At 70.4% G+C, this 21381-nt stretch carries 20 protein-coding genes, 2 tRNA genes and 1 pseudogene; 12 read left to right on the top strand and 11 right to left on the bottom strand.

All coding sequences use genetic code 11. The features are described from left to right. Positions 1 to 75: 75 nt before the first annotated feature. From GCL84_RS11515 to GCL84_RS31110, 8 genes and pseudogenes are all read left to right on the top strand, one after another. Positions 76 to 1254 (top strand): DUF3662 and FHA domain-containing protein, encoded by a 1179-nt coding sequence (locus GCL84_RS11515; protein ID WP_156755423.1) that lies wholly within the window; start codon positions 76 to 78, stop codon positions 1252 to 1254. A gap of 136 nt (positions 1255 to 1390) precedes the next feature. After that, positions 1391 to 1849 (top strand): FHA domain-containing protein FhaB/FipA, encoded by a 459-nt coding sequence (locus tag GCL84_RS11510; protein WP_156755422.1) that lies wholly within the window; start codon positions 1391 to 1393, stop codon positions 1847 to 1849. Continuing rightward, a complete protein-coding gene (locus GCL84_RS11505) occupies positions 1846 to 3237 on the top strand; it encodes a PP2C family protein-serine/threonine phosphatase (RefSeq protein WP_156755421.1) in 1392 nt (463 codons plus the stop codon). Before GCL84_RS11510 ends, GCL84_RS11505 begins: the two co-directional genes overlap by 4 nt. Next, a complete protein-coding gene (locus GCL84_RS11500; protein WP_156755420.1) occupies positions 3237 to 4709 on the top strand; it encodes an FtsW/RodA/SpoVE family cell cycle protein in 1473 nt (490 codons plus the stop codon). The genes GCL84_RS11505 and GCL84_RS11500 overlap by 1 nt, the downstream gene beginning before the upstream one ends. Next, positions 4706 to 6199 carry a peptidoglycan D,D-transpeptidase FtsI family protein gene (locus GCL84_RS11495; RefSeq protein WP_156755419.1) on the top strand — a complete coding sequence of 498 codons (1494 nt, stop codon included), beginning with the start codon at positions 4706 to 4708 and terminating at the stop codon, positions 6197 to 6199. Before GCL84_RS11500 ends, GCL84_RS11495 begins: the two co-directional genes overlap by 4 nt. A 2-nt stretch (positions 6200 to 6201) precedes the next feature. Further along, entirely contained in the window at positions 6202 to 7701 is a 1500-nt protein-coding gene (locus GCL84_RS11490; RefSeq protein WP_156755418.1) for a serine/threonine-protein kinase, read from the top strand. 58 nt (positions 7702 to 7759) lie between these two features. Continuing rightward, positions 7760 to 9529, top strand: a pseudogene (gene pknB, locus GCL84_RS11485) (Stk1 family PASTA domain-containing Ser/Thr kinase); the annotation flags it as partial. Beyond that, complete coding sequence (locus tag GCL84_RS31110; RefSeq protein ID WP_456236898.1) at positions 9518 to 9742, top strand: PASTA domain-containing protein; 225 nt, start codon at positions 9518 to 9520, stop codon at positions 9740 to 9742. The pseudogene pknB and the gene GCL84_RS31110, both read left to right, overlap by 12 nt. Before the next feature lie 64 nt (positions 9743 to 9806). Here GCL84_RS31110 and GCL84_RS11480 read toward each other — a convergent pair whose 3' ends face one another. Genes GCL84_RS11480 through GCL84_RS11475 form a run of 3 tightly spaced genes read right to left on the bottom strand, consistent with a single transcriptional unit; the run spans position 9807 to position 11504 of the window. Then, positions 9807 to 10457 (bottom strand): aminodeoxychorismate/anthranilate synthase component II, encoded by a 651-nt coding sequence (locus GCL84_RS11480; RefSeq protein ID WP_156755416.1) that lies wholly within the window; start codon positions 10455 to 10457, stop codon positions 9807 to 9809. A gap of 22 nt (positions 10458 to 10479) precedes the next feature. Then, a complete protein-coding gene (locus GCL84_RS29210) occupies positions 10480 to 10635 on the bottom strand; it encodes a hypothetical protein (protein WP_197523175.1) in 156 nt (51 codons plus the stop codon). Beyond that, positions 10635 to 11504 carry a class E sortase gene (locus tag GCL84_RS11475; RefSeq protein WP_156755415.1) on the bottom strand — a complete coding sequence of 290 codons (870 nt, stop codon included), beginning with the start codon at positions 11502 to 11504 and terminating at the stop codon, positions 10635 to 10637. Before GCL84_RS11475 ends, GCL84_RS29210 begins: the two co-directional genes overlap by 1 nt. Positions 11505 to 11695: 191 nt before the next feature. On the opposite strand from GCL84_RS11475, the gene crgA reads away from it, so the two are divergent. Together crgA and GCL84_RS11465 are read left to right on the top strand one after the other, a co-directional pair. Beyond that, entirely contained in the window at positions 11696 to 11965 is a 270-nt protein-coding gene (crgA, locus tag GCL84_RS11470; protein WP_156755414.1) for a cell division protein CrgA, read from the top strand. 132 nt (positions 11966 to 12097) lie between these two features. Beyond that, entirely contained in the window at positions 12098 to 12514 is a 417-nt protein-coding gene (locus GCL84_RS11465; RefSeq protein WP_156755413.1) for a PH domain-containing protein, read from the top strand. 7 nt (positions 12515 to 12521) lie between these two features. On the opposite strand, the gene GCL84_RS11460 is transcribed toward GCL84_RS11465, so the two are convergent. Together GCL84_RS11460 and GCL84_RS11455 are read right to left on the bottom strand one after the other, a co-directional pair. Next, positions 12522 to 13457, bottom strand: coding sequence for a rhomboid family intramembrane serine protease (locus tag GCL84_RS11460; protein ID WP_156755412.1), 936 nt, complete (start codon positions 13455 to 13457; stop codon positions 12522 to 12524). Continuing rightward, on the bottom strand, positions 13458 to 14027 hold the full coding sequence (locus GCL84_RS11455; RefSeq protein ID WP_156755411.1) for a peptidylprolyl isomerase: 570 nt from the start codon (positions 14025 to 14027) through the stop codon (positions 13458 to 13460). It lies immediately after the preceding gene. Positions 14028 to 14118: 91 nt separating this feature from the next. On the opposite strand from GCL84_RS11455, the gene GCL84_RS11450 reads away from it, so the two are divergent. After that, the gene (locus GCL84_RS11450; RefSeq protein ID WP_156755410.1) at positions 14119 to 14829 is read left to right on the top strand and encodes a hypothetical protein; all 711 of its coding nucleotides are present in this window, start codon (positions 14119 to 14121) and stop codon (positions 14827 to 14829) included. Positions 14830 to 14900: 71 nt separating this feature from the next. On the opposite strand, the gene GCL84_RS11445 is transcribed toward GCL84_RS11450, so the two are convergent. After that, positions 14901 to 15455: a DUF2020 domain-containing protein gene (locus tag GCL84_RS11445; RefSeq protein WP_156755409.1), complete on the bottom strand. Its 555-nt coding sequence runs from the start codon at positions 15453 to 15455 to the stop codon at positions 14901 to 14903. Positions 15456 to 15605: 150 nt separating this feature from the next. On the opposite strand from GCL84_RS11445, the gene GCL84_RS11440 reads away from it, so the two are divergent. Then, positions 15606 to 16040 (top strand): DoxX family protein, encoded by a 435-nt coding sequence (locus GCL84_RS11440; protein WP_156755408.1) that lies wholly within the window; start codon positions 15606 to 15608, stop codon positions 16038 to 16040. Between the two features lie 268 nt (positions 16041 to 16308). On the opposite strand, the gene GCL84_RS11435 is transcribed toward GCL84_RS11440, so the two are convergent. From GCL84_RS11435 to gyrA, 5 genes are all read right to left on the bottom strand, one after another. After that, positions 16309 to 16381: transfer RNA gene (locus GCL84_RS11435), tRNA-Ala, on the bottom strand. Positions 16382 to 16421: 40 nt separating this feature from the next. Next, positions 16422 to 16562 (bottom strand): DLW-39 family protein, encoded by a 141-nt coding sequence (locus tag GCL84_RS11430; protein WP_156755407.1) that lies wholly within the window; start codon positions 16560 to 16562, stop codon positions 16422 to 16424. Positions 16563 to 16793: 231 nt separating this feature from the next. Beyond that, positions 16794 to 16867, bottom strand: a tRNA-Ile gene (locus GCL84_RS11425). 59 nt (positions 16868 to 16926) lie between these two features. Continuing rightward, positions 16927 to 17658 carry a DUF3566 domain-containing protein gene (locus GCL84_RS11420; RefSeq protein ID WP_156755455.1) on the bottom strand — a complete coding sequence of 244 codons (732 nt, stop codon included), beginning with the start codon at positions 17656 to 17658 and terminating at the stop codon, positions 16927 to 16929. Between the two features lie 217 nt (positions 17659 to 17875). Continuing rightward, complete coding sequence (gene gyrA, locus GCL84_RS11415) at positions 17876 to 21367, bottom strand: DNA gyrase subunit A (protein WP_156755406.1); 3492 nt, start codon at positions 21365 to 21367, stop codon at positions 17876 to 17878. Between the last annotated feature and the right edge of the window lie 14 nt (positions 21368 to 21381).

The raw sequence follows: 21381 nt of genomic DNA, 5'->3' as shown, positions 1-21381 counted from the left end.
GTTGGAACATCCTCGTGTCGCGTATGGCGCACCCGGATACGATCGACCCAGGAGCACACACGTGAGGGAGGGACCATGGGCATCGGCCAGCGGTTGAACCGCAAGCTGGAGGACATCGTGGGCAACTCGTTCGCGCGTGTCTTCGGTGGCAACGTCGTGCCCCAAGAGGTGGCGCAGGCGCTGCAACGCGAAAGTGAGGACAACGTCAAGGAGTTGGCAGGCGGTCGGCTGCTGGCGCCGAACCACTACGTGGTTCAGCTCGGGCCGGGCGACCACGACAACTTCGCAGGCGACGAAGACCGCATGAAAGCGCTGCTCGCGGACTGCGTGGCTGAGCACCTCGCCGAGCACGGATGGGACACCTACGGAGACGTCGTAGTCTCCCTGGAGCGCTCCGACGCGCTGCACACCGGACAGTTCCGAACCCGCTCGTCCGTCGACCCCGACGTGAAAGCTCACGCCGGGGACGCAAGCCAGAAGGCAGGCAGACGGCCGGCACAACCCCGCAACGCAGGAGACCGATCCATGAGCCAGGCTCCCGGCTACGGCCAGACGCCCGAGGGCGACCCCTACGGACAGCAGCAGTACGGGTACGGCCAGGGCCAGTACGGCAACGATCCCAACTACAGCCAGCAGCAGGGCTACGGCCAGCAGCAGGGCTATGACCAGGGTTACGGCCAGCAGCAGGGTGGCTACGACCAGGGCTACGGCCAGCAGCAGGGCGGCTACGACCAGGGCTACGGCCAACCGCCGCAGCAGGGCTACGGCCAGCAGCAGGGTGGCTACGACCAGGGTTACGGCCAACCGCCGCAGCAGGGCTACGACCAGGGCTACAACCAGGGTTACGGCCAGCAGCAGGGCGGCTACGACCAGGGTTACGGCGGCCAGCAGCAGCAGGGCTACGGCCAGGACCCGTACGGCCAGCAGGGCGGCTACGCCCCGCCCGCGGTGCAGACCCAGCGCCAGTTGCAGGCGAGCCTCCAGCTCGACGACGGCTCGAACCGCAACTACTCGCTCAAGCAGGGTGGCAACGTGGTCGGCCGCGGCCAGGACGCCGATTTCCGGCTGCCGGACACCGGTGTGTCCCGGCGGCACCTGGAGATCACCTGGGACGGGTCGAGCGCGACGCTGGCCGACCTGGGCTCGACCAACGGCACCACGGTCAACGGCACCCCCGTGCAGACCTGGCAGTTGGCCGACGGCGACGTGGTCCGGATCGGGCACTCCTCGCTGGTCTTCCGCACGCAGGGCTGAGGTCGGACGGTCGCCCGCCCCCGCGGCGGGCAACGACGTAGGTGCGCCAGACGTCATAGAGGGCTGCCGGGGTCACAAGAGGCCCGGCAGTCCTCGTGCCGATCGGCACCGGTGAGAAGCGGGAGCAGCACAACAAGTGCCAGAGTTGGTCATGCAGCTGACCAGAGCGGGGTTCCTGGCCCTGCTCTGGCTGTTCGTGCTCGCCGCGCTGCGGGTGGTCCGGTCGGACCTCTACGCCGCGTCCGGACTCCGCGTGGCGGTGCCCGGATTTCGCCGGTCCACGGAGAAGAAGGTGCGCGGGAAGGCCCCCAGACAACTGGTGGTCACCCACGGCGCGTTGCAGGGAACCCGGATCACCCTGGACGGGCGGCCGATCCTGATGGGCAGGGCCGACGACTCGACCCTGGTGCTGGACGACGACTACGCCTCGACCCGGCACGCCCGGCTCTCACTGCGCGGAACGGACTGGTACGTGGAAGACCTGGGCTCGACGAACGGGACCTACCTGGACCGGGCTAAGGTCACCCAACCCCTCCGGGTACCGCTAGGTGTCCCGATCCGCATCGGCAAGACGGTGATCGAGCTGCGCTCATGACCCTTGTTCTTCGTTACGCGGCCCGAAGCGACCGGGGCCTGGTTCGATCGAACAACCAGGACTCCGTGTACGCGGGCCCCCGCCTGCTCTCCCTAGCCGACGGCATGGGCGGACACGTCGCGGGCGAGGTGGCCAGCAAGGTCGTCATCGCCGCGCTCGCGCCGCTCGACGACGACGAGCCGGGCGACGACCTGCTCGGCCAGTTGCGCGAGGCCACGATCGCGGGCAACGGCGCCATCGCCGAGCTCGTCGCCAACGACCCGGACCTCGACGGCATGGGCACCACGCTGTCGGCGATCCTGTTCGCGGGCAGCCGGATCGGCCTGGTGCACGTCGGCGACTCCCGGGTCTACCTGCGAAGAGACGGCCAGTTCACGCAGATCACGCACGACGACACGTTCGTCCAGTCGCTGATCGACGAGGGCCGGATCACCGAGGACGAGGCCGCCACCCACCCGCAGCGGTCGCTGCTGCTCAAGGCGCTGACCGGGCACGAGGTGGAGCCGACGCTGACCATCCGGGAGGCGCGGCCGGGCGACCGGTACCTGCTGTGCTCGGACGGCCTGTCCGGCCCGGTGAGCCAGGAGACCCTGGCCGAGGCCATCCAGATCCAGGACCCGCAGGACTGCGCGGACCGGATGATCGAGCTGGCGCTCAAGTCCGGCGGCCCGGACAACGTCACGGTGATCGTGGCCGACGTGGTCGACGTCGACTACGGCGAGAACTACGCCATCGTCGGCGGCGCGGCGGGCAACGGGCAGGACGAGATCCCGCCCGCGGACTCCCCGGCGTCCCGCGCGGGCGCGCTGACCAGCCCGCCCCGGCCCCCGGTGCGGCAGCAGGCCCAGCCGGAGCCCCCGGATCCCAAGATCAAGAAGCGCAAGCGGACCAGGACGCTGCTGCTGCTGTTACTGGTGCTGGTGCTGCTGGCAGGCGCCGCGATCGGCGTGCGGTACTGGGTGAACTCCCAGTACTTCATCGGCGAGGGCGGCGGCGGCGAGGTCGCGGTCTTCCAGGGCATCGAGGGTGAGTTCCTCGGCGTCTCGCTCAACAGCCAGGTCGAGGGCAGTTGCGCGGCCGAGGCCACCCGCTGCGACAAGCTCTACCTCGACGACCTCAAGACCATCGGCCAGGACGCCGTGCGCTCCGGCCGGGTGGTGGCCGAGTCGCTGTCCGAGGCGCGCGAGAAGCTGTCGGGCCTGCGCACCCACCGCCTGCCGCTGTGCGAGACGACCACGCCGGACCCCGGCGGCCAGGCGGGCGACCTCACGCCCCCGGACGGGCTGCCCACCTCGCCCACGACGACCGAGACCCAGCCGACGGAGCAGGCCAACCCCGGTGCCGACGCCTGCAGGCAACCGCGGGACGAGGGACAGGGCGGCGGCTGATGGGATCACCGGTCCAGGGCGCGGTGAATGGTCCGGCGACCGGACAGAGCAGCGCGAGCCCCGAGAGCACCGCCTCGACCAGGCGCGGCACCGAGCTGTGGTTGCTCGGCTTCGCCGCGTTCCTGGTCACCGGCGCGTTGATGCTCGTGGAAGCCAACCAGGAGCAGGCGCTGACCAGCCGGATCATCTGGTACGGCTTGGCCTTCCTGGGGCTGTTCGGCTTCGCGCACGCGGCCGTGCGCAAGTTCGCCCCCTACGCCGACCCGCTGATCCTGCCCTGCGTGGCGGTGCTCAACGGGCTCGGACTGGTGATCATCTACCGGATCGACCTGGCGCTCAGCGAGCGCGCGCTGCAGGCCGGTCGCGAGTTCAACGACGACGTGTCCAAGCAGATCCTGTGGACCGCCGTCGCACTGGCGTTCATGCTCGCCGTGCTGGTCCTGATCAAGGACCACCGCACCCTGACCAAGTACAGCTACACCTTCGGCCTGGCCGGGCTGGTGCTGCTGGCGCTGCCCGCGGTGCTGCCGAACGTCATCGCGCCGACGATCAACGGCGCGAAGATCTGGCTGCGGGTCGGCCCGTTCTCCATCCAGCCGGGTGAGTTCTCCAAGGTCCTGCTGCTGGTGTTCTTCGCGGCCTTCCTGGTCTCCAAGCGCGACCTGTTCATGGCCGCCGGGCGCCGCGTGTTCGGCATCGACCTGCCGCGCGCCCGCGACCTGGGGCCGGTGCTCGTGGCCTGGGCGATGTCGCTGGGCGTGCTGATCTTCCAGAAGGACCTGGGCACCTCGCTGCTGTTCTACGGCACCATCCTGGTGATGCTCTACGTCGCCACCGAGCGCGGTGTGTGGGTGGGCATCGGCGTGACGCTGTTCGTCGGCGGCGCGTTCGTGGCCTACCAGCTCTTCACCCACGTCCAGCAGCGCGTGGCCAACTGGGTGGACCCGCTGGAGACCTACGACGACCCCGGCGGCGGCTACCAGATCGCCCAGGGCCTGTTCGGCCTCGGCACCGGCGGCGTCGGCGGGACCGGCCTCGGCGCGGGCCGCCCGGACCTGGTGCCGCTGGCCAACACCGACTTCATCGTCGCCGCGATCGGCGAGGAACTGGGCTTCATCGGCCTGGCCGCGCTGCTGCTGATCTACACCGTGCTCGCGCTGCGCGGCATGCGCTCGGCGCTGGCGGTGCGCGACACCTTCGGCAAGCTGCTCGGCGGCGGGCTGTCGTTCCTGCTGGTCATGCAGGTCTTCGTGGTCGTCGGCGGGGTGACCAAGCTGATCCCGATGACCGGCATCACCGCGCCGTTCCTGTCCTACGGCGGCTCGTCCCTGCTCGCGAACTACATCCTGGTGGCCCTCCTGCTGCGCATCTCCGACGCCGCCCGCCGCCCGCAGAGCGGCTCCCGTCCCCGTCCCGTCCAGCAGGCCCCGATCGCCGAGGCCCACACCGTGATGGTGGAGCGCCCGACATGAACACCCCGCTGCGCCGCGTCGGCCTCGCCATGCTCGGCATGATCATCCTGCTGCTGGCCAACGCCACCTACATCCAGATCTTCAACGCCGACGACTACCGCAAGGACTACCGCAACAAGCGGATCGCGCTCGAGGAGTACTCCCGCGAGCGCGGCAAGATCCTGGTGCGCAACGGCAACGAGACGCTGATCCTGGCGACCGTGCAGGCCACCAACGACCGCCTGCGCTACCTGCGCCAGTACACCAACGGCCCGCTGTACGCGCCGGTCACCGGCTTCTACTCGACCCGCTACGGCGCGGGCGGTCTGGAGAAGGCCGAGGACGAGATCCTCAACGGCTCCGACGACCGGCTGTTCGTGCGCAGGCTCTCGGACCTGATCACCGGCCGGGACCCGCGCGGCGGCAACGTCGAGCTGACCATCAACCCGGCCGCGCAGACCGCCGCCTACCAGGCGATGGAGGCCAACGGCTTCAAGGGCTCGGTGGTCGCGCTCGACCCCAAGACCGGCGCCATCCTGACGATGGTCTCCACCCCCTCCTACGACCCGAACCAGCTCGCCGCGCACAACGGCGACGCGCAGGAGGCGGCCTGGAAGAGCTACAACGAGAACAACCCGGACAAGCCGATGCTCAACCGGGCGATCGCCGAGAGCTACCCGCCGGGGTCGACGTTCAAGCTGGTCGTGGCCGCGGCGGCGCTCGAGGACGGCAAGAGCAAGGACGACCCCGTCACCGCGACCGACTCGATCAAGGTCGGTGGCTCTGAGCTGCGCAACTACAACCGCGGGTACTGCGACAACAGCCGCACCACGGTGTCGATGACCACCGCCCTGGCGCTGTCGTGCAACACCGCGTTCGCCCAGCTCGCCAAGGACATGGGCGAGGACGCGCTGATCGAGCAGGCGGCGGACTTCGGCGTCGGCGAGGACGACCTGGTCGTGCCGACCCCGGTCGTGCAGTCCTGCATCGGGCCCAAGGCCGACTCGTGCATGCAGCTCGACGACCCGAACGCGATCTACCAGAGCGCCATCGGCCAGCGCGACGTGCGGCTGACCCCGATGCAGAACGCCCAGATCGTGGCCACCATCGCCAACGGCGGCGAGCGGATGCGCCCGCAACTGGTCAAGTCGATCCTGGCCCCGGACCTGTCGAAGATTTCCGACTTCGACGAGGACAGCCTGGGCAGCGCCATGTCCAGCGACTCCGCCGACCAACTGCGCGACATGATGGTCGAGTCGGAGAAGCGCACCGGCGGCAACGGCAAGCGCTCCGACCTGGTGATCGCGTCCAAGACCGGCACCGCCGAGACCGGCAACGACCCGAAGAACACCCCGCCGTTCGCCTGGTACGTGGCGTTCGCGCCCGCCGACGACCCCAAGATCGCCGTGGCGGTCGTCGTGGAGAGCCAGAACGTCGCCGCCACCGGCGGCAAGCTCTCCGCCGCGGTCGGCCGCGCCACCATCAACGCGGCGCTGGGCGGGGGAAGCTGACCATGCTCACCTCGGGCCAACTGCTCGCCGACCGCTACCGGCTCACCCGCCGGATCGCGGTCGGCGGCATGGGCGAGGTATGGGAGGCCGCCGACACCCGGCTCGACCGCCGGGTCGCGGTGAAGGTGCTCAAGCCCGAGCTGTGCGGGGACGCGGAGTTCCTGCACCGCTTCCGCACCGAGGCGCGCACGACCGCCTCCATCAACCACCCCGGCATCGCCGGGGTGCACGACTACGGCGAGACCGCGGCCATCGTCGACGGCCCGCAGGACACCGCCTACCTGGTGATGGAGCTGGTCGAGGGCGAGCCGCTGGCCGCGATCGTGGCCAGGGAGGGCAGGCTCGGCGCCGACCGCACGCTCGACATCCTGGAGCAGTCCGCCGCCGCGCTCAACGCCGCGCACGAGCGCGGGTACGTGCACCGCGACGTCAAGCCGGGCAACATCCTGATCACCCCGGCCGGGGTGGTGAAGCTGACCGACTTCGGCATCGCCAAGGCCGCCGACGCCGCCCCGGTGACCCGCTCCGGCATGGTCATGGGCACCGCGCACTACATCGCCCCCGAGCAGGCGCTCGGGCACGTGGCCGAGCCAGCCAGCGACGTGTACTCGCTGGCCGTGGTCGGTTACGAGTGCCTGACCGGGCACCGCCCGTTCCTGTCCGAGAACGCGGTGACGGTCGCGATGATGCACATCCGCGACATGGCGCCCCCGCTGCCGCCGGACGTGCCGCCCGCCACCCGGGCGCTCATCGAGGCCACGCTGGTCAAGGACCCGCGCCAGCGCTACGCCAACGGCGCCGAGTTCGGCCTGGCCGTGGCCGCGGTGCGCTCCGGGCGCCCGCTGCCCGCCCCGTCCGGGCTGGCGTTGGCCCACCACGGCGCGCCCGCCTCAGCCAGCCACCCCGGTCTCGCCCCGGTCTCGCCGCCGTCGGGCGCTCCGGGCCCGCCCGGCTACACCCCGCTGCCCGGCCACCCGCCGAGGGAGAGCGGTCGCACCGGGCTGTGGGTGACCATCGCCGTGCTGGCGGTGGCGCTGATCGCGGCACTGGCCTTCGGCCTGCCCGCCATCCTGCGCGGCGACGACCCGCCGCGCGAGGGTGGCACCGGACGCACCGCCCCCGGCGGGGTCGGCCCGACCGAACGCCAGGACCCGGAGACCACCCCCTCCGACAGCGACCAGGAAGACACCGGCAACCCCGAGGACACCGAACCGGGCGACGACCCGGGGATGCCCGCCCAACCGCCCACCGGGCCCGGCGACGAGGCGCCGGTGGACGTCGTCGAGCTCGATCTGCGCGACTTCGTCGGCAGGCCCGCGGACGGGGTGCGGATCGAGCTGCTGAGCAGGAACCTGCGCCCCACCATCAGGACCACGTTCGACACCAGCCCGGCGGACCCGGCCCAGTGCCTGGTCACCGGGCTTTCGCCGACAGGCCGGGTGACGGTGGGCTCGACAGTGCAGGTGCTGTGCGACGAGCAGCAGAACGGACCGCCGGGATGAGGCCGCCGCGCACCACCACAAGGGGACAGGACTTGACGAGGATCGGGACAACGCACCGATGACCACACCGCGACTTCTCTCGAACCGCTACGAGATCGGCGAGACGATCGGCTACGGCGGCATGTCCGAGGTGCACCGCGGGCGCGACGTCCGGTTGAGCCGCGAGGTGGCGGTGAAGGTGCTGCGCGCGGACCTGGCCCGCGACCCGACGTTCCAGGAGCGGTTCCGCCGCGAGGCGCAGAACGCCGCCGCGCTGAACCACCCGGCCATCGTCGCCGTGTACGACACCGGGGAGACCCGGATCGACTCCGGCCCGCTGCCCTACATCGTCATGGAGTACGTCGACGGGCGGACGCTGCGCGACATCGTCAAGACCGAGGGCCCGCTGCCCGGTCAGCGCGCGATGGAGATCATGGCCGACGTCTGCGCGGCGCTGGACTTCTCGCACCGGCACGGCATCGTGCACCGCGACGTCAAGCCGGCCAACGTGATGATCACCAAGACCGGCGCGGTCAAGGTGATGGACTTCGGCATCGCCCGCGCGCTGGCCGACGGCCAGGCGGCGGTCACCCAGACCTCGGCCGTCATCGGCACCGCCCAGTACCTGTCGCCGGAGCAGGCGCGCGGCGAGTCGGTCGACGCCCGCTCCGACGTCTACGCCACCGGCTGCGTGCTGTTCGAGCTGCTCACCGGCGAGCCCCCGTTCACCGGCGACTCGCCGGTCGCGGTGGCCTACCAGCACGTGCGCGAGGACCCGCGGCCGCCGTCGCACGTCAACCCCAGGGTGAGCACGCAGCTCGACGCGATCGTGCTCAAGGCGATGTCCAAGGGCGCGGCCAACCGCTACCAGTCCGCGGCGGAGATGCGCACCGACATCGTCCGCGTGCTGTCCGGGCAGCGCCCGGCCGCGCCGATGGTGATGACCGAGGAGGACCGCACCGCGGTCATGGGCGCCGGTCGCCCGCAGCCGGAGATGCGCGGCAGGCACCGGCCCGAGGCGATGTCGGACCAGTACGACTACGACGACTACGAGGACGAGGAAGAGGAGCGGCGCCGCAAGCAGCGGCGGACGTGGATGATCGTCCTGATCGGGTTGATCGTGGTCGGCCTGATCGGTCTGCTGTTCTTCCTGCTCAGCGAGGACGACAAGCCGGCGGGTAACTCGGCCATCACGCTGGAGGACTACACCGGCCAAGAGGTCGATGCCGTGTTCGCCGAGCTCACCCGGCTCCAGCTCCGGCCCGAGCGCGAGGACGTGCCCTGCCAGCAGAGCGATCCGAGCACCCCTGGCCCGTGCGGGCCGGACAGCATCGGCAAGGTGCTGGGCACCGACCCGTCGCCGGGGGCGGCGGTGCAGGTCAACGACCGGATCCGGGTCCAGGTCGGCGTCTCGCCGGAGAAGGTCGCGGTGCCGGACCTGAGCGGGCAGAGCGCGCAGGAGGCCTCCGCCGCGCTCAAGCAGGCCAAGCTGGTCGCCGCGACGTCGATCGAGGAGGTCGAGACCAACGACGAGGACCAGGTCGGCAAGGTGATCAGGTCCTCGCCCGCGGCGGGCACCCAGGTCAGCGTGGGCTCCGAGGTGAAGCTGACCGTGGGCAAGGCGCCCGAGCAGGTCGACGTGCCGAACCTGGTCGGTCAGGACTACGAGACCGCCGCCGCGAACCTGACCCAGGTGGGCCTCAAGCCGCAGCGCCGCGACGTGTCCTCGGACAAGCCCGCGGGCACCGTGGTCGACCAGGCCCCCAAGTCGGGCAAGGTCAGCCCGGGTCTGACGATCACGCTGAGCGTCTCCAACGGCGACCAGGTCGAGCTGGACATGCCCGACCTGACCGGCAAGACCAGGGCCGAGGCCGAGGCCGCGCTGCGCCAGCTCGGGTGGAGCGGCTCGCTCAACGTCAGTGAGGAGATCGTGACCGACCCCGACGAGCAGGGCAAGGTCATCGAGCAGGGCCAGCGGCCCGGCTCGAAGATCGACAAGGACGAGACGATCAACCTGAAGATTGGCCGCTCGCTGATCACCACGCCCCCGTCGACCAGGTAGCCCATCAACGGCAGAGGCCGCCTCACCCGGGATTCGGGGAGGCGGCCTCTGCCGTTGGTGGGTCCTAGGCCATCGCGGTGGCGGTGAGCGCGCGCATGCCGCGCTCGAGGTCGGCCACGACGTGTTCGGCCACGGAGAAGCCCGCGCCGCGCATCCAGTTGGCCAGCATCCGGTGCCCGCCCTCGGTCAGCACCGACTCCGGGTGGAACTGCACGCCCTCCACCGGCAGCTCCCGGTGCCGCATGGCCATGACGATGCCGGTCTCGGTGTGCCCGGTGACCTCGAACTCGTCCGGGATCGTCTCGGGCAGCACGGTCAGCGAGTGGTAGCGGGTCGCGGTGAACGGGACGGGCAGACCGGCGAGCACGCCCGCGCCGCTGTGCTGGACCTCGCTGGTCTTGCCGTGCAGCAGCTCCGGGGCCCGGTCGACGGTCGCGCCCCAGGCCACGCCCATGGCCTGGTGGCCGAGGCAGACGCCGAGCACCGGCAGCCCGCGGTCGGCGCAGCGGCGGATGACCTCGATGGAGTGCCCGGCCCGCTCCGGGGTGCTGGGGCCGGGGCTGATGAGCACCCCGTCGAAGCCGTCGAGGGTGTCGGGGGCCACCAGGTCGTCGACGTCGTTGCGCCAGACCGCGCAGTCGGCGCCGAGCTGGGCCAGGTACTGCACCAGGTTGTAGACGAAGCTGTCGTAGTTGTCGACGACCAGAACTCGCATGGCGCCGAATCTACCGGCAGCCCTACTCCGTGGTCACCTGGTTGAACGGCAGCATGGGCTCCACCCAGGGGAACACCACGAACATCAGCAGCGCCACGACGCCTGCCACCAGGACGAAGGCGGTGATCGCGCGGACCGCGAGCGGTCCGGGCAGGTGCCGCCAGATCCACCCGTACATCAGCTTGTCTCCTTCAACTCGGGCGGCGTCTCGCCGGGCTGGTCCGGGTTCTTCGCCCACTGCTTGACCATGACCGCGTGCACGATGAGCCGCTCGCGGTCGGAGAAGCGGGGGTGGCAGGTGGTGAGGGTCATCAGCGCCGCCTCCTGGCCCTTGTCCGGCCGCACGTCCGCGCGGCCGGGCACGGGCAGGATGACCGAGCCGTCGGACGGGGCCACGATCTGCTGGCCGACGACCCCGGAGTACTCGCCGCCGAGCGGCCCGGTGCCCGCGCACCGGGGATCGGCGCCCTTGGTCGTGGCCCAGGAGGCGACCTCGTCGCGCTTGGGCAGCACCCGGTAGACGAACCAGCTGTACTGGGTCTCGACCACGATGGCGTCGCACGACTCGAGCAGGTCGATGTCGTTGAACGGGGCGCCCTTGCCGACCCGGTGGCCTGCGACGGCGAAGTTGCCGGGCGCGCCGGGCTCGCCGCTGTCGGTGTAGCGGCCGGGGCCGACCTCGAGGGTCTCCTCCGTGGTGCCCTGCAGGATGGTGAAGGCGTAGTCGGCGCCGAAGGCGGGGATGTACATCTTCGCGATGCCCTGGCCCTCGGGGCGGTTGTAGTTCTCCGTCCGCTGCCGCTCGGCCTCCGGCGTGCTCTGCTGCCACTGCTGGTCCAGCTCCGCGGTGGCGTCACGCTGCTTGGCCGCCGACATGATGTCGGTGACGTAGACCTCGTAGACGACGAACAGCAGGACCACCAGGCCCGCGGTGATCAGCAGTTCGCCGATGCCGCGCACGACGGTGCGCACCGGGTCGCGGCCCGAGTCACCACCTGGGCCGACGAGGCCTCCGGAGCCGGCTCCGCTGTGCTCGACGGTGCTCATCCGGGGCCTCCTTCCCGCTGTGTTGGCCCGCTGGGGCGGGCAGATCGTTGGCGACTGGTGATTCGCTGGCCTGTTCAGTTACGTTAACGTGTTGCATCGGCGGGGGTTGCGCCCGTGCTGGCGACCTGCCGGAACGAGACCTGCCGAAACGAACCGCACCCAACGCTCCACGTCTGGCGAGGACAGCAAGCATGCCCAAGTCAAAGGTCCGCAAGAAGTCGGTCTACACCGCTCCGGCATCCGACCGCCGCACGCCGGTGAAGGTCAAGCAGGCAGGTCCCTCACACCCCGTCTACGTGGGCGTGATGCTGGGCGTAATGCTGATCGGGCTGGCTTGGCTGGTCGTGAACTACATCGCGGGCGAGAAGATCGGCTTCATGGCCGACCTGGGCAACTGGAACTTCGCCATCGGGTTCGCGCTGATGATCGCGGGCCTGCTGATGACGATGCGCTGGCGCTGACCCGCGGCGGTCCGAACGACGCGGTGGTCCGAACGGCTCAGCGCCGCTGAACCACATGGATGTAAGTAGTCCCCACTGTGGATAACTCCTGTGGATGACTCGGTCGGATGAACTGTGCGGCACCATTGCGGTGTGACTGACGCGGAGTTGACCTGGTCCCCCCGGCCCGAGGTGGTCGGCCTCGGCTGGGTGCTGGCCGTGGTCTGCGGGCTGGTGGCCGCCTTCCTCGACGACAACCGGGGCACGCTGCTGCTCGCCATCGCGGCCGCCGTGCTCGCGGTGCTGGCCCTGTTCGGCACAGTGGCCAGGCCCCGGCTGGCGGCCGGACCGCACGGCGTGGCCGTGCGGTCGCTTCTCGGGCGCAAGCAGTGGACCTGGGGGGAGGTCAACGTGCGCCTGGCGCGCACCCGCCGCCTCGGCCGCGAGGTCCACGCCGTGGAGCTCGACGCGGACAACGCCGAGGTCCCGAGCCTGGTCGTGCTGGGTCGGCTGGACCTGGGGGCGGAGCCGCAGGACGTGGTCGAGGCCCTGGTGCGACTGCGCACCTGAGCGCCGATCACGTGTCGAAGACGTCGCTGCCGGAGGGGGCGTAGCAGAAGATCTGCTGTCCGCGCGCCGTGCACTGCGCCTCGTCGCGGATCTGCGGCGTGCGGATGGCGAACATCCCGATGATCGCCACGGCCACCAGGGCGATCCCGCCCGCCTGGTAGGCGGTGCGCTTGGCGGGCGGCGCGTAGAGCAGCGCGCCGGTCACCAGGGCACCCGCGATCAGGCCGCCGAGGTGGGCCAGCAGCGAGATCTGCGGGATGGAAATGCTGATCACGAGGTTCACGCCGAGCACGGCGACGATGTTCATCACCGCGTGCTTGCCGCGCTTGAGCCGGACGAACGCCACGATCATCCCGCCGAGCAGGCCGTAGATCGCCCCGGAGGCGCCGACGGCCAGGGTGCCCAGCGAGCCGAACGCGTAGACCGCCGCGGCGCCGCCGAGCAGCGAGAGCAGGTAGAGCGCGGCGAAGCGCAGCCTGCCCAGCAGCAGCTCCAGGTCGCGCAGCACCCACAGCGAGAACATGTTCACGGCCACGTGCAGCGGCCCGTAGTGCAGGAAGCCCGCCGTCAGCGGCCGCCACCAATCCCCGCCCGCGATCAGCGGGTTGTACTGGGCCAGGGAGAAGAAGAAGTCCGACCGCTGGTTGTCGAACACGTTGGACGCCAGCGCCGCCGTGAGCACGAACAGGCCGACGTTGATCGCGATGAGCACCGGGACCAGCAGCGGCTTCGTGCCGATCTCAGCGCCCGCGACCGTGGTGGCCCTGCGCGTGGTGCGCCGCGCGTCGGCGACGCACTCGACGCAGTGGAACCCCACCGCGGCATCGACCAGGCAGTCCGGGCACGCGGACCTGCCGCACCGGTTGCACTTGATCCTGGTCTCCCGGTCGTGGTGCCGGAAGCAGACGGGGGCACCCGCGCCGGGCTGCGGTGGGGTCGTCACTCAGGCCTCGGGGCGGTCGACGACCACGGTCACCGAGTTGATGACGACGTCGGTCAGCGGCCGGTCGCCGGGACCGGTGGCGGCGCGGCCGATGGTGTCCACGACGTCGCGGGACTCCTGGTCGGCGACCTCGCCGAAGATGGTGTGCTTGAAGTTCAACCCGGTCGCGGGCCCCACCGTGATGAAGAACTGGGAGCCGTTGGTGTTCGGCCCGGCGTTGGCCATCGCCAGCAGGTAGGGCCGGTTGAACTGCAGGTCAGGGGTGAGCTCGTCGGCGAACTGGTAGCCGGGGCCGCCGCGGCCGGTGCCGCTCGGGTCGCCGCCCTGGATGACGAAGCCCTCGATGACCCGGTGGAAGGTGGCGCCGTCGTAGAACGGGCCGTCCGTCCCGCCGGACGCGTTCTCGCTGGTGTACTCCTTGGTGCCCTCGGCCAGACCGACGAAGTTGGCGACCGTCTTGGGCGTGTGGTCGGGGAACAGCTCGAGCCGGATGTCCCCCTCGGTGGTGTGCAGGGTGACGTTCACTTTCGTCCCGACGAGGGATGCGTTGCCGTCTGCCACGGACGACATCGTGCCATCTCCAGCGGAATCCGTCCGGAAGGGGCAGGATTGGGGTCATCGCAGAAGGCACGACACGAGGCAGATTGGACGAGGTGAAGCCATGACCCGGGCCGGGGAGACGGTGGGCAAGGCCGTCGGCACGGGCTGGCGCGCGGTGCGTGAAGGCGCCGTTCGCGCCGGTCAGGCAGGTGCCGAGGCGGCACACGCCGCCGAGCAGAAGCTGGCTGAGAAGGGCCTCGCCCCGCAGCAGGTGGCCGGGGCGATCGCGGAGAGCGCCCAGGTCGCCAGGGAAGAGGCGGCTGCCAGCAGCCGCCGCGCCCGCAAGCGGCTGGCCAAGACCGCGGCGAGCACCCGCAAGGACCTCGCCAAGGCGGCCAAGCAAGCTCAGAAGGACGCCAGCAAGAACAAGACCGTCAAGGCCGCCGTGGCGAAGACGGTGCCTGCCAAGAAGCAGGTCAAGCAGCTCAAGAAGGACCTCAAGCCGCAGGTGAAGCGCTACCGCGCCGACCTGCAGGACCAGATCAAGGCGGCCAAGGCCGCGTCGCGGGCCGCCGCCAAGGAGCAGGGTGGCCGCAAGCGCCGCTGGCCGTGGCTGGTGGCGCTGGTCGCCGCCGGTGTCGGCACCGCGGTGGCGCTCAAGGGCAAGTCCGCCCCGCCGCCCGCCAAGCCGCAGCCCGCGCCCGCCCCCAAGGTGGCCCCCAAGCCCGCCGAGGCGGCGGCCCCCAAGGCCGCGGAGGGCCAGCCCGTGGTGGGTGCTCCGGAGTCGAACGGCGCGAAGCCGACGAAGCCGATCTCCACCGAGAAGAACTAGCAGGCAGCGCGCCAGACGCGAAGCGCCCCGACCCTCGCGGGTCGGGGCGCTTTCTGGCGTCCTGGAACTTTCTAGAGACCGAGCTTGGTGATGGTCGTCTCAGCGAGCCTGCGCGCCTTGATGGTCTGCTTCTGGTTGGAGTCCACGACCACGGCGACGCCGTCCTTGGCCACCGCGTAGACCGCGTTCTCCTCCCCCGACAGCGACCCGCCCTTCCACCCCGCGGGCTGGTTCGCCGGGTTCGAGCTGTCGATGGGCGCGGCCTGGTCGACGACGGCCTTGGCGGTCGCCGCGTCGCCCTGGTAGACGCGCACCATGAGCTGCACGCTGCCGTCAGGCCGGTAGAAGAAGCACGCGGGGGTCGGCTTGTCCGCCGAGATGCGCACCTTGGTCACGTGCTGCCCGTTGGCCTCGGCGACCGCGGTGCTGGTCAGGTAGGGGCATGGCCCGTCCGCGACCGGTTCGGGTTCTGGCGGTGGCGTCGCGGCACCCGCCTGGGTGCTCGAGGACCCGGGGGCGCTGGTCACGGTGGTTGACGGCGGGGTCTCGACGGTGGGCGCCCCGGGGTCGGCGGTGCACGCGGCGAGGGCCAGCAGGGGCGCGGCGAGGATCACGGCTCGTTTCATAGCGCTCGCAAGTCAACCAGATGACCCTCAGTTGTGGTCCACAGCACTCTTTGAACCTTCACCCATACGTGTGGCGTAAGCACTCACAGTGGTCCCTGGCAACCACGGAAAGAAGAACCACCGCTGCAGATCCGACCGAGGAGAGCCCTCATGGACTTGTTCGACCGATCCAAAGCGCACGTGCTTGCCTTGTTCCGCATCGTGGTTGGCCTGCTGTTCGCCACCCACGGCGCGGCGACCTTGTTCAACGTGCTCGGCGGCCCCAAGGGCGGCCAGGTGCCGGAGTTCGCGGCGTGGCCGGGCTGGTGGGCCGCTGTGATCCAGCTCGTTGGCGGGACCTTGGTGCTGGTGGGTCTCGGTACGCGCTGGGCCGCCCTGATCAGTTCGGGGTCGATGGCCTACGCGTACTTCTTCTACCACCAGGACAGCGGCTTGTTCCCGCTGCAGAACGGCGGCGAGACCGCCGCCCTGTTCTGCTGGGCCTTCCTGCTGATCACCTTCGTCGGCCCCGGCAAGTGGGCGGTGGACCAGATCTTCACCACCCCCCGCACCCGCACCACCGAAACCACCACAGTCCCCGCCTAACCCCGAGGACACCCGGTGCCCCCCGTCCACCACCGGGGGGCACCCCCTGCCCACCCAAGCCACCAACGCCCACCCAAAAGCCACCACTGGCCACCCAAAAGCCACCACTGGCCACCAACGGCCACCTAGAAGCCACCACTGGCCACCTAGGAAGCCACCAACGCTGGAACGAGAGCCACCGCACCGTGGGGGTCTGGGGGCTCGGCCCCCAGTGTGAAGACGAACGCCCCGGCCCACGCTTTCCGTGGGCAGGGTTCACCCCAGTTCGTGGAGATGAGGGGAATCGAACCCCTAACCCCTGCCTTGCAAAGGCAGTGCTCTGCCAATTGAGCTACATCCCCTTGACGCCAACACGGTACCCCGTGCTGGCTCGGGTCAATCTCAGGCCTTCTTCACGCCGTTGTTGGCGGCGGGGGCGGTGGCCTCGCGCCACAGGTCCGCCTCAGCCTTCGCCGCGCTCTTCTTGCGAACGACGAAGAGGACGCCACCTGCAACCGCGGCGAGCGCGAGGAGCTTCTTCACAGCCACTGCCTCCTTCAAAGCACCTACACCGTCCCGGACCACCCGAGACGCAAAACACATCCTGCCACAACCCCAAAGATCAACTCCGCCCCCACCCACCCCGCCCCCCACCCATCCCCCACACCCACCCAACCCGACCCCCGCACCGTGGGGGCCTGGGGGCTCGGCCCCCAGATACAACGACAGACGACCCGGTCCACGCTTTCCGTGGACACGAGTCGCCTGAGTCTGTGGGCCTAGGAGGACTTGAACCTCCGACCTCTTCGTTATCAGCGAAGCGCTCTAACCGCCTGAGCTATAGGCCCGTTGTGGAACGGGGAGAAGACTAGCGCACGGGCTTCTCCCCGCCCAAACCGGTCCCCCTCTACTCGCGTTCGGCGAGGGTGACTTCCAGGCCGCCGGCGAGGTCGGCCGAGACGTTGTAGACGAAGGCGCCGACGGTGGCCAGGGCGCTGAACAGGACGATGTTGATGGCGCCCACGATCGCGGCGATGCCGAACACGCGTCCCGCGCTGATGAGCGCCTCGTCGGTGGAGCCCTCGCCGTTGAGCAGCTCGCCGGAGATGCCGTTGACCTTGTCCCAGACGCCCATGCCGTCGAGCACGGCGTAGAGGACGCCGACGGCGACGAGCCAGACGAAGAACAGGGCGACGCCCAGGACGAGCGACAGCTTGAGGACCGACCACGGGTCGAAGCGCTTGACCTGGAGGTTGGCCCGGCGCGGGCCGCGGCCGGGGCGGCGCAGCGCGCTCGGCGGGGTGGCCGAGGTGCCGGGCGGGGCGGCGGCGGCGCCGAGGCGTTCGTCGTCCACCGCGACCGAGGACGCGCCGCCGAACAGCCTGCCCGCGGCGGTGCCGCTGATGACCGGACGCGGCACGTTGATCGTTTCCTCGTCGTGGGCGGCGAAGTCGTCGTACCCGCCCGCGGCGTGGTCGGTGTTGACCTGCTGCCGGTACGCCCCGCTCGGGGTGTACCCGGAGCCGACCTTGGGCAGCGACTGGGTGGCGTCCGAGCGGGGCTCGGCCTCGTCGTCCTCGCCCCTGGCCCACGGCGGCGGCGTGTGGTTGCCGCTGTCGGGGTCGTTCTCGGGCCCCAGGCCCGCCCCGGGCTTGTCCTTGCCCGGGGCGGCTGGTGGGGCCTTCGCCGAGGTGTCCGGCTTGGGTGTCTGCACCGTGGTGTCCGAGTCCGGCGCCGCGTCCCCCGCCCCGGTCTCAGGCGTCGTGTCGGCGGAGGTGATGACCGTGCTCCGCTCCGACTCTGCGGCGGCGTCCGGTTTCTCGGGTGTGGTCACGAGCGGATTCCCCTACTGGCTGTCACTCGGCTTCGGTCTGATCGATCGGGGCGGCCTCGGTCTCCGCTGCTGCTTCCGCTGCTGCTTCGATCTCGCCTGCAACCGCCTCGACGGTCTCGACGGCGGCTGCCGTCTCGTCCGCGCTGCGGGCGATGGCTATCAGGGTGGTGCCTACGCCCAGGTTCATCAACCTGACGCCCTTGGTCTGCCTGCCCGCCTTGCGGACCTCGCCCGCGGTGGTGCGGATGACACCCCCCGAAGACGTGATCGCGTAGAGCTGGTCCTCCGGTTCGACGATCACCGCTCCCACCAGCCTGCCACGCCTGCTGTCGTGCTGGATGGTGAGCACGCCCTTGCCGCCCCGGCCCTGGCGCGAGTAGTCCTCGATGGGGGTGCGCTTGGCATACCCACCGTCGGTCGCGACCAAGACGAACGTGTCCTCCTTCACCACACCGAGCGCCAGCAGCTCGTCGCCCGTGTTGAAGCGCATGCCCTGCACGCCCGTGGTGGCGCGGCCCATCGGGCGCAGCGCCTCGTCGGTGGCGTGGAAGCGGATGGACTGCCCGCCCGCGGAGATGAGCAGCAGGTCGTCCTCGGCCGAGCAGAGCACGGCGCCGACCAGCTCGTCGTCCTCGCGCAGGTTGATGCCGATCAGGCCGCCCGCGCGGTTGGAGTCGAAGTCGGCCAGCCGGGACTTCTTGACCAGGCCGTCGCGGGTGGCCAGGACCAGGTACGGCATGGCCGTGTAGTCCTTGATCTGGATGACCTGGGCGATCTGCTCGTCGGGCTGGAACGCCAGCAGGTTGGCCACGTGCTGGCCGCGGGCGTTGCGGTTGGCCTCGGGCAGCTCGTAGGCCTTGGCCCGGTAGACCCGGCCCTTGTTCGTAAAGAACAGCATCCAGTCGTGGGTGGAGCACACGAAGAAGTGCGCCACGATGTCGTCCTGCTTGAGCGCGGCGCCCTGCACGCCCTTGCCGCCGCGCTTCTGCGCCCGGTACAGGTCGGTCTTGGTGCGCTTGGCGTACCCGGTTCGGGTGATGGTGACGACGACGTCCTCGACGGCGATCAGGTCCTCGATGGAGACGTCACCGTCGAACGGGATGATCCGGGTGCGGCGGTCGTCGCCGAACTTCTCGACGATCTCCTTGAGCTCGTCGCGGATGATCTCGCGCTGCCGGGTGTCGCTGGCGAGGATGGCGTTGAGCTCGCCGATGTAGCGCTCGATGTCGTCGAGCTCGTCGAGGATGCGCTGGCGCTCCAGGGCGGCGAGGCGGCGCAGTTGCAGCTCGAGGATGTTCGTCGCCTGGATCTCGTCGACCTCGAGCAGCGACATCAGCCCGGTGCGCGCCTCGTCGGCGGACGGCGAGCTGCGGATGAGCGCGATGACCGCGTCGAGCTGGTCGAGCGCCTTGGCGTAGCCGCGCAGGACGTGCGCGCGCTCCTGGGCCTTGCGCAGGCGGTACTCGGTGCGCCTGCGGATGACCTCGACCTGGTGCTTGACGTAGTGCCGGATGACCTGGTCGAGGCGCAGCGTGCGGGGCACCTGGTCGACCAGGGCCAGCATGTTGACGCCGAAGTTGTGCTGGAGCTGGGTGTGCTTGTACAGGTTGTTCAGCACGACCTTGGCCACGGCGTCGCGCTTGAGGCCGATGACGATGCGCATGCCCGCGCGCTTGTTGGACTCGTCGGCGATCTCGGAGATGCCGGTGAGCTTGCCGTCGCGGACGAGCTGGGCGATGTTCTCGATCAGGTTGTCCGGGTTGACCTGGTAAGGCAGCTCGGTCACCACGAGGATGGTCCGCCCCTTGGCGTCCTCCTCGACCTCGACGACCGAGCGCATCCGGACCGAGCCGCGGCCGGTGCGGTAGGCGTCCTCGATGCCCGCGGTGCCCAGGATCAGGCCCTTGGTCGGGAAGTCGGGGCCCTTGACCCGCTTGAGCAGCTCGGCGAGCAGCAGGTCGTCGTCGGCGTCGGGGTTCTCCAGCGCCCAGATGACGCCGTCGGCCACCTCGCGCAGGTTGTGCGGCGGGATGTTGGTCGCCATCCCGACCGCGATGCCCGACCCGCCGTTGACCAGCAGGTTGGGGATGCGCGCGGGCAGGACGAGGGGTTCTTCGGTCTTGCCGTCGTAGTTCGGCGCGAAGTCGACGGTGTCCTCGCCGATGTCGCGCAGCATCTCCATGGCCAGCGGCATCAGCCTGGCCTCGGTGTTGTGGCTGACGAACCCGTCGGTGACGTAGGCGTGGTCCTCGGTGTCGACCCGGAGGCTGAACACCGGCTGGACGCCCGCGTCGGTCACGGCGGTGACCTCTGCGTAGTGGAAGCGCCCGTCGGCCAGCGGGGCGGCGGCCGCCCGCGCCTCGGGGTCCTCGATGCCCGCCAGCGGGTCGACCGGCTCGTCGACGGGGGCCTCGGCGAGCAGGTGCAGCAGCTCGTCGTGGGCAACCGAGCGCAGGCCGACCCGGGCGGCCAGCAGGCTGACGTCGCGGTGGCCGACGACGACGAGCGCGGGCACGCCCTCGGTGGCGGTCAGCCGGGCCAGCACGCCGAACTCGAGCAGCATCCGCTGCACGTCCGAGACCAGGCCCGCGCTCGGCGCGGAGTAGCTCAAGCGGACGGTGCCGTCGTCGGCGAAAACGCTTGCGCCCGCGGTGAGCAGCACGCGGAGGAACACCCGCTTGAGCACCGGGCCACCGGCCCAGACCTGCTCGGGGACGCGGTCGGCGGTGGTCGGGTCCTTGACGAAGCGCGACGCGGCGCCGAGCGCGTTGGCCTGCTCGCGCGCGGTCGGGGTGTCCACGTCGTCGCCGGGGACGCGCTGCATGGCCACCCGGTCGCCCGGCTGGACCTCCTCGAGCAGCTTCCACAGCAGGGTCGGCACGCCGCCCAGGTCGACCAGCGCCAGCACCGGGTGGTTCGGGGTGCCGGTCAGCTCGAAGCCCTCCGCGGTGCGCAGGGTCAGCGTCGGCTGGTCGCCGGAGTGCAGCAGCGCGTCGGCGCGGACCGGGTCGCCGTTGCGGTCGAGGACCTTGATGTCGAGCTCGTTGTCCGAGTTCGGCGCGGCGTCGGGGACCAGGTCGCCGATGCGCGGGGTCGAGCCGTCGGCCAGCTTCACCCGGGTGTCGGCGACGACGCAGTACCGCATGGCGGCGGCGGGGTCGTTGCCCGGCGAGCCGAAGTTGCCCTGCCCGTCGACCAGCGGGTACCGCATCGACCACGGCTGGGCCAGCCGCACCAGGGTGTCGTAGATCGAGCTGTCGCCGTGCGGGTGGTAGTTGCCCATGACGTCGCCGACGACGCGGGAGCACTTGACGTAGCTGCGGTCCGGTCGCAGACCGGTGTCGAACATCGAGTAGAGCACGCGCCGGTGCACCGGCTTGAGGCCGTCGCGCACGTCGGGCAGCGCCCGGCTCACGATGACGCTCATGGCGTAGTCGATGTAGGAGCTCTGCATCTCCTGCTGGATGTCGACCGGCTCGATGCGGTCGGCAGGAGGAGGCAGGATGTCGGTCACGACCGGTGGTCCCT

The organism is Actinokineospora pegani (assembly GCF_009745975.1).
Taxonomy (GTDB): domain Bacteria; phylum Actinomycetota; class Actinomycetes; order Mycobacteriales; family Pseudonocardiaceae; genus Actinokineospora; species Actinokineospora pegani.
Note: the sequence above shows the minus strand (reverse complement) of the source record. Positions and strands in the feature narration are given on the sequence as shown.

Coding starts and splice junctions, on each gene's coding strand:
- GCL84_RS11505 (WP_156755421.1), top strand. CDS start 1,846: ATGACCCTTGTTCTTCGTTACGCGGCCCGAAGCGACCGGGGCCTGGTT.
- GCL84_RS11450 (WP_156755410.1), top strand. CDS start 14,119: ATGACCCGGGCCGGGGAGACGGTGGGCAAGGCCGTCGGCACGGGCTGG.
- GCL84_RS11500 (WP_156755420.1), top strand. CDS start 3,237: ATGGGATCACCGGTCCAGGGCGCGGTGAATGGTCCGGCGACCGGACAG.
- GCL84_RS11480 (WP_156755416.1), bottom strand. CDS start 10,457: ATGCGAGTTCTGGTCGTCGACAACTACGACAGCTTCGTCTACAACCTG.
- GCL84_RS11490 (WP_156755418.1), top strand. CDS start 6,202: ATGCTCACCTCGGGCCAACTGCTCGCCGACCGCTACCGGCTCACCCGC.
- GCL84_RS11495 (WP_156755419.1), top strand. CDS start 4,706: ATGAACACCCCGCTGCGCCGCGTCGGCCTCGCCATGCTCGGCATGATC.
- GCL84_RS11440 (WP_156755408.1), top strand. CDS start 15,606: ATGGACTTGTTCGACCGATCCAAAGCGCACGTGCTTGCCTTGTTCCGC.
- GCL84_RS11475 (WP_156755415.1), bottom strand. CDS start 11,504: ATGAGCACCGTCGAGCACAGCGGAGCCGGCTCCGGAGGCCTCGTCGGC.
- GCL84_RS11445 (WP_156755409.1), bottom strand. CDS start 15,455: ATGAAACGAGCCGTGATCCTCGCCGCGCCCCTGCTGGCCCTCGCCGCG.
- GCL84_RS11515 (WP_156755423.1), top strand. CDS start 76: ATGGGCATCGGCCAGCGGTTGAACCGCAAGCTGGAGGACATCGTGGGC.
- GCL84_RS11455 (WP_156755411.1), bottom strand. CDS start 14,027: ATGTCGTCCGTGGCAGACGGCAACGCATCCCTCGTCGGGACGAAAGTG.
- crgA (WP_156755414.1), top strand. CDS start 11,696: ATGCCCAAGTCAAAGGTCCGCAAGAAGTCGGTCTACACCGCTCCGGCA.
- GCL84_RS29210 (WP_197523175.1), bottom strand. CDS start 10,635: ATGTACGGGTGGATCTGGCGGCACCTGCCCGGACCGCTCGCGGTCCGC.
- GCL84_RS31110 (WP_456236898.1), top strand. CDS start 9,518: ATGCCCGACCTGACCGGCAAGACCAGGGCCGAGGCCGAGGCCGCGCTG.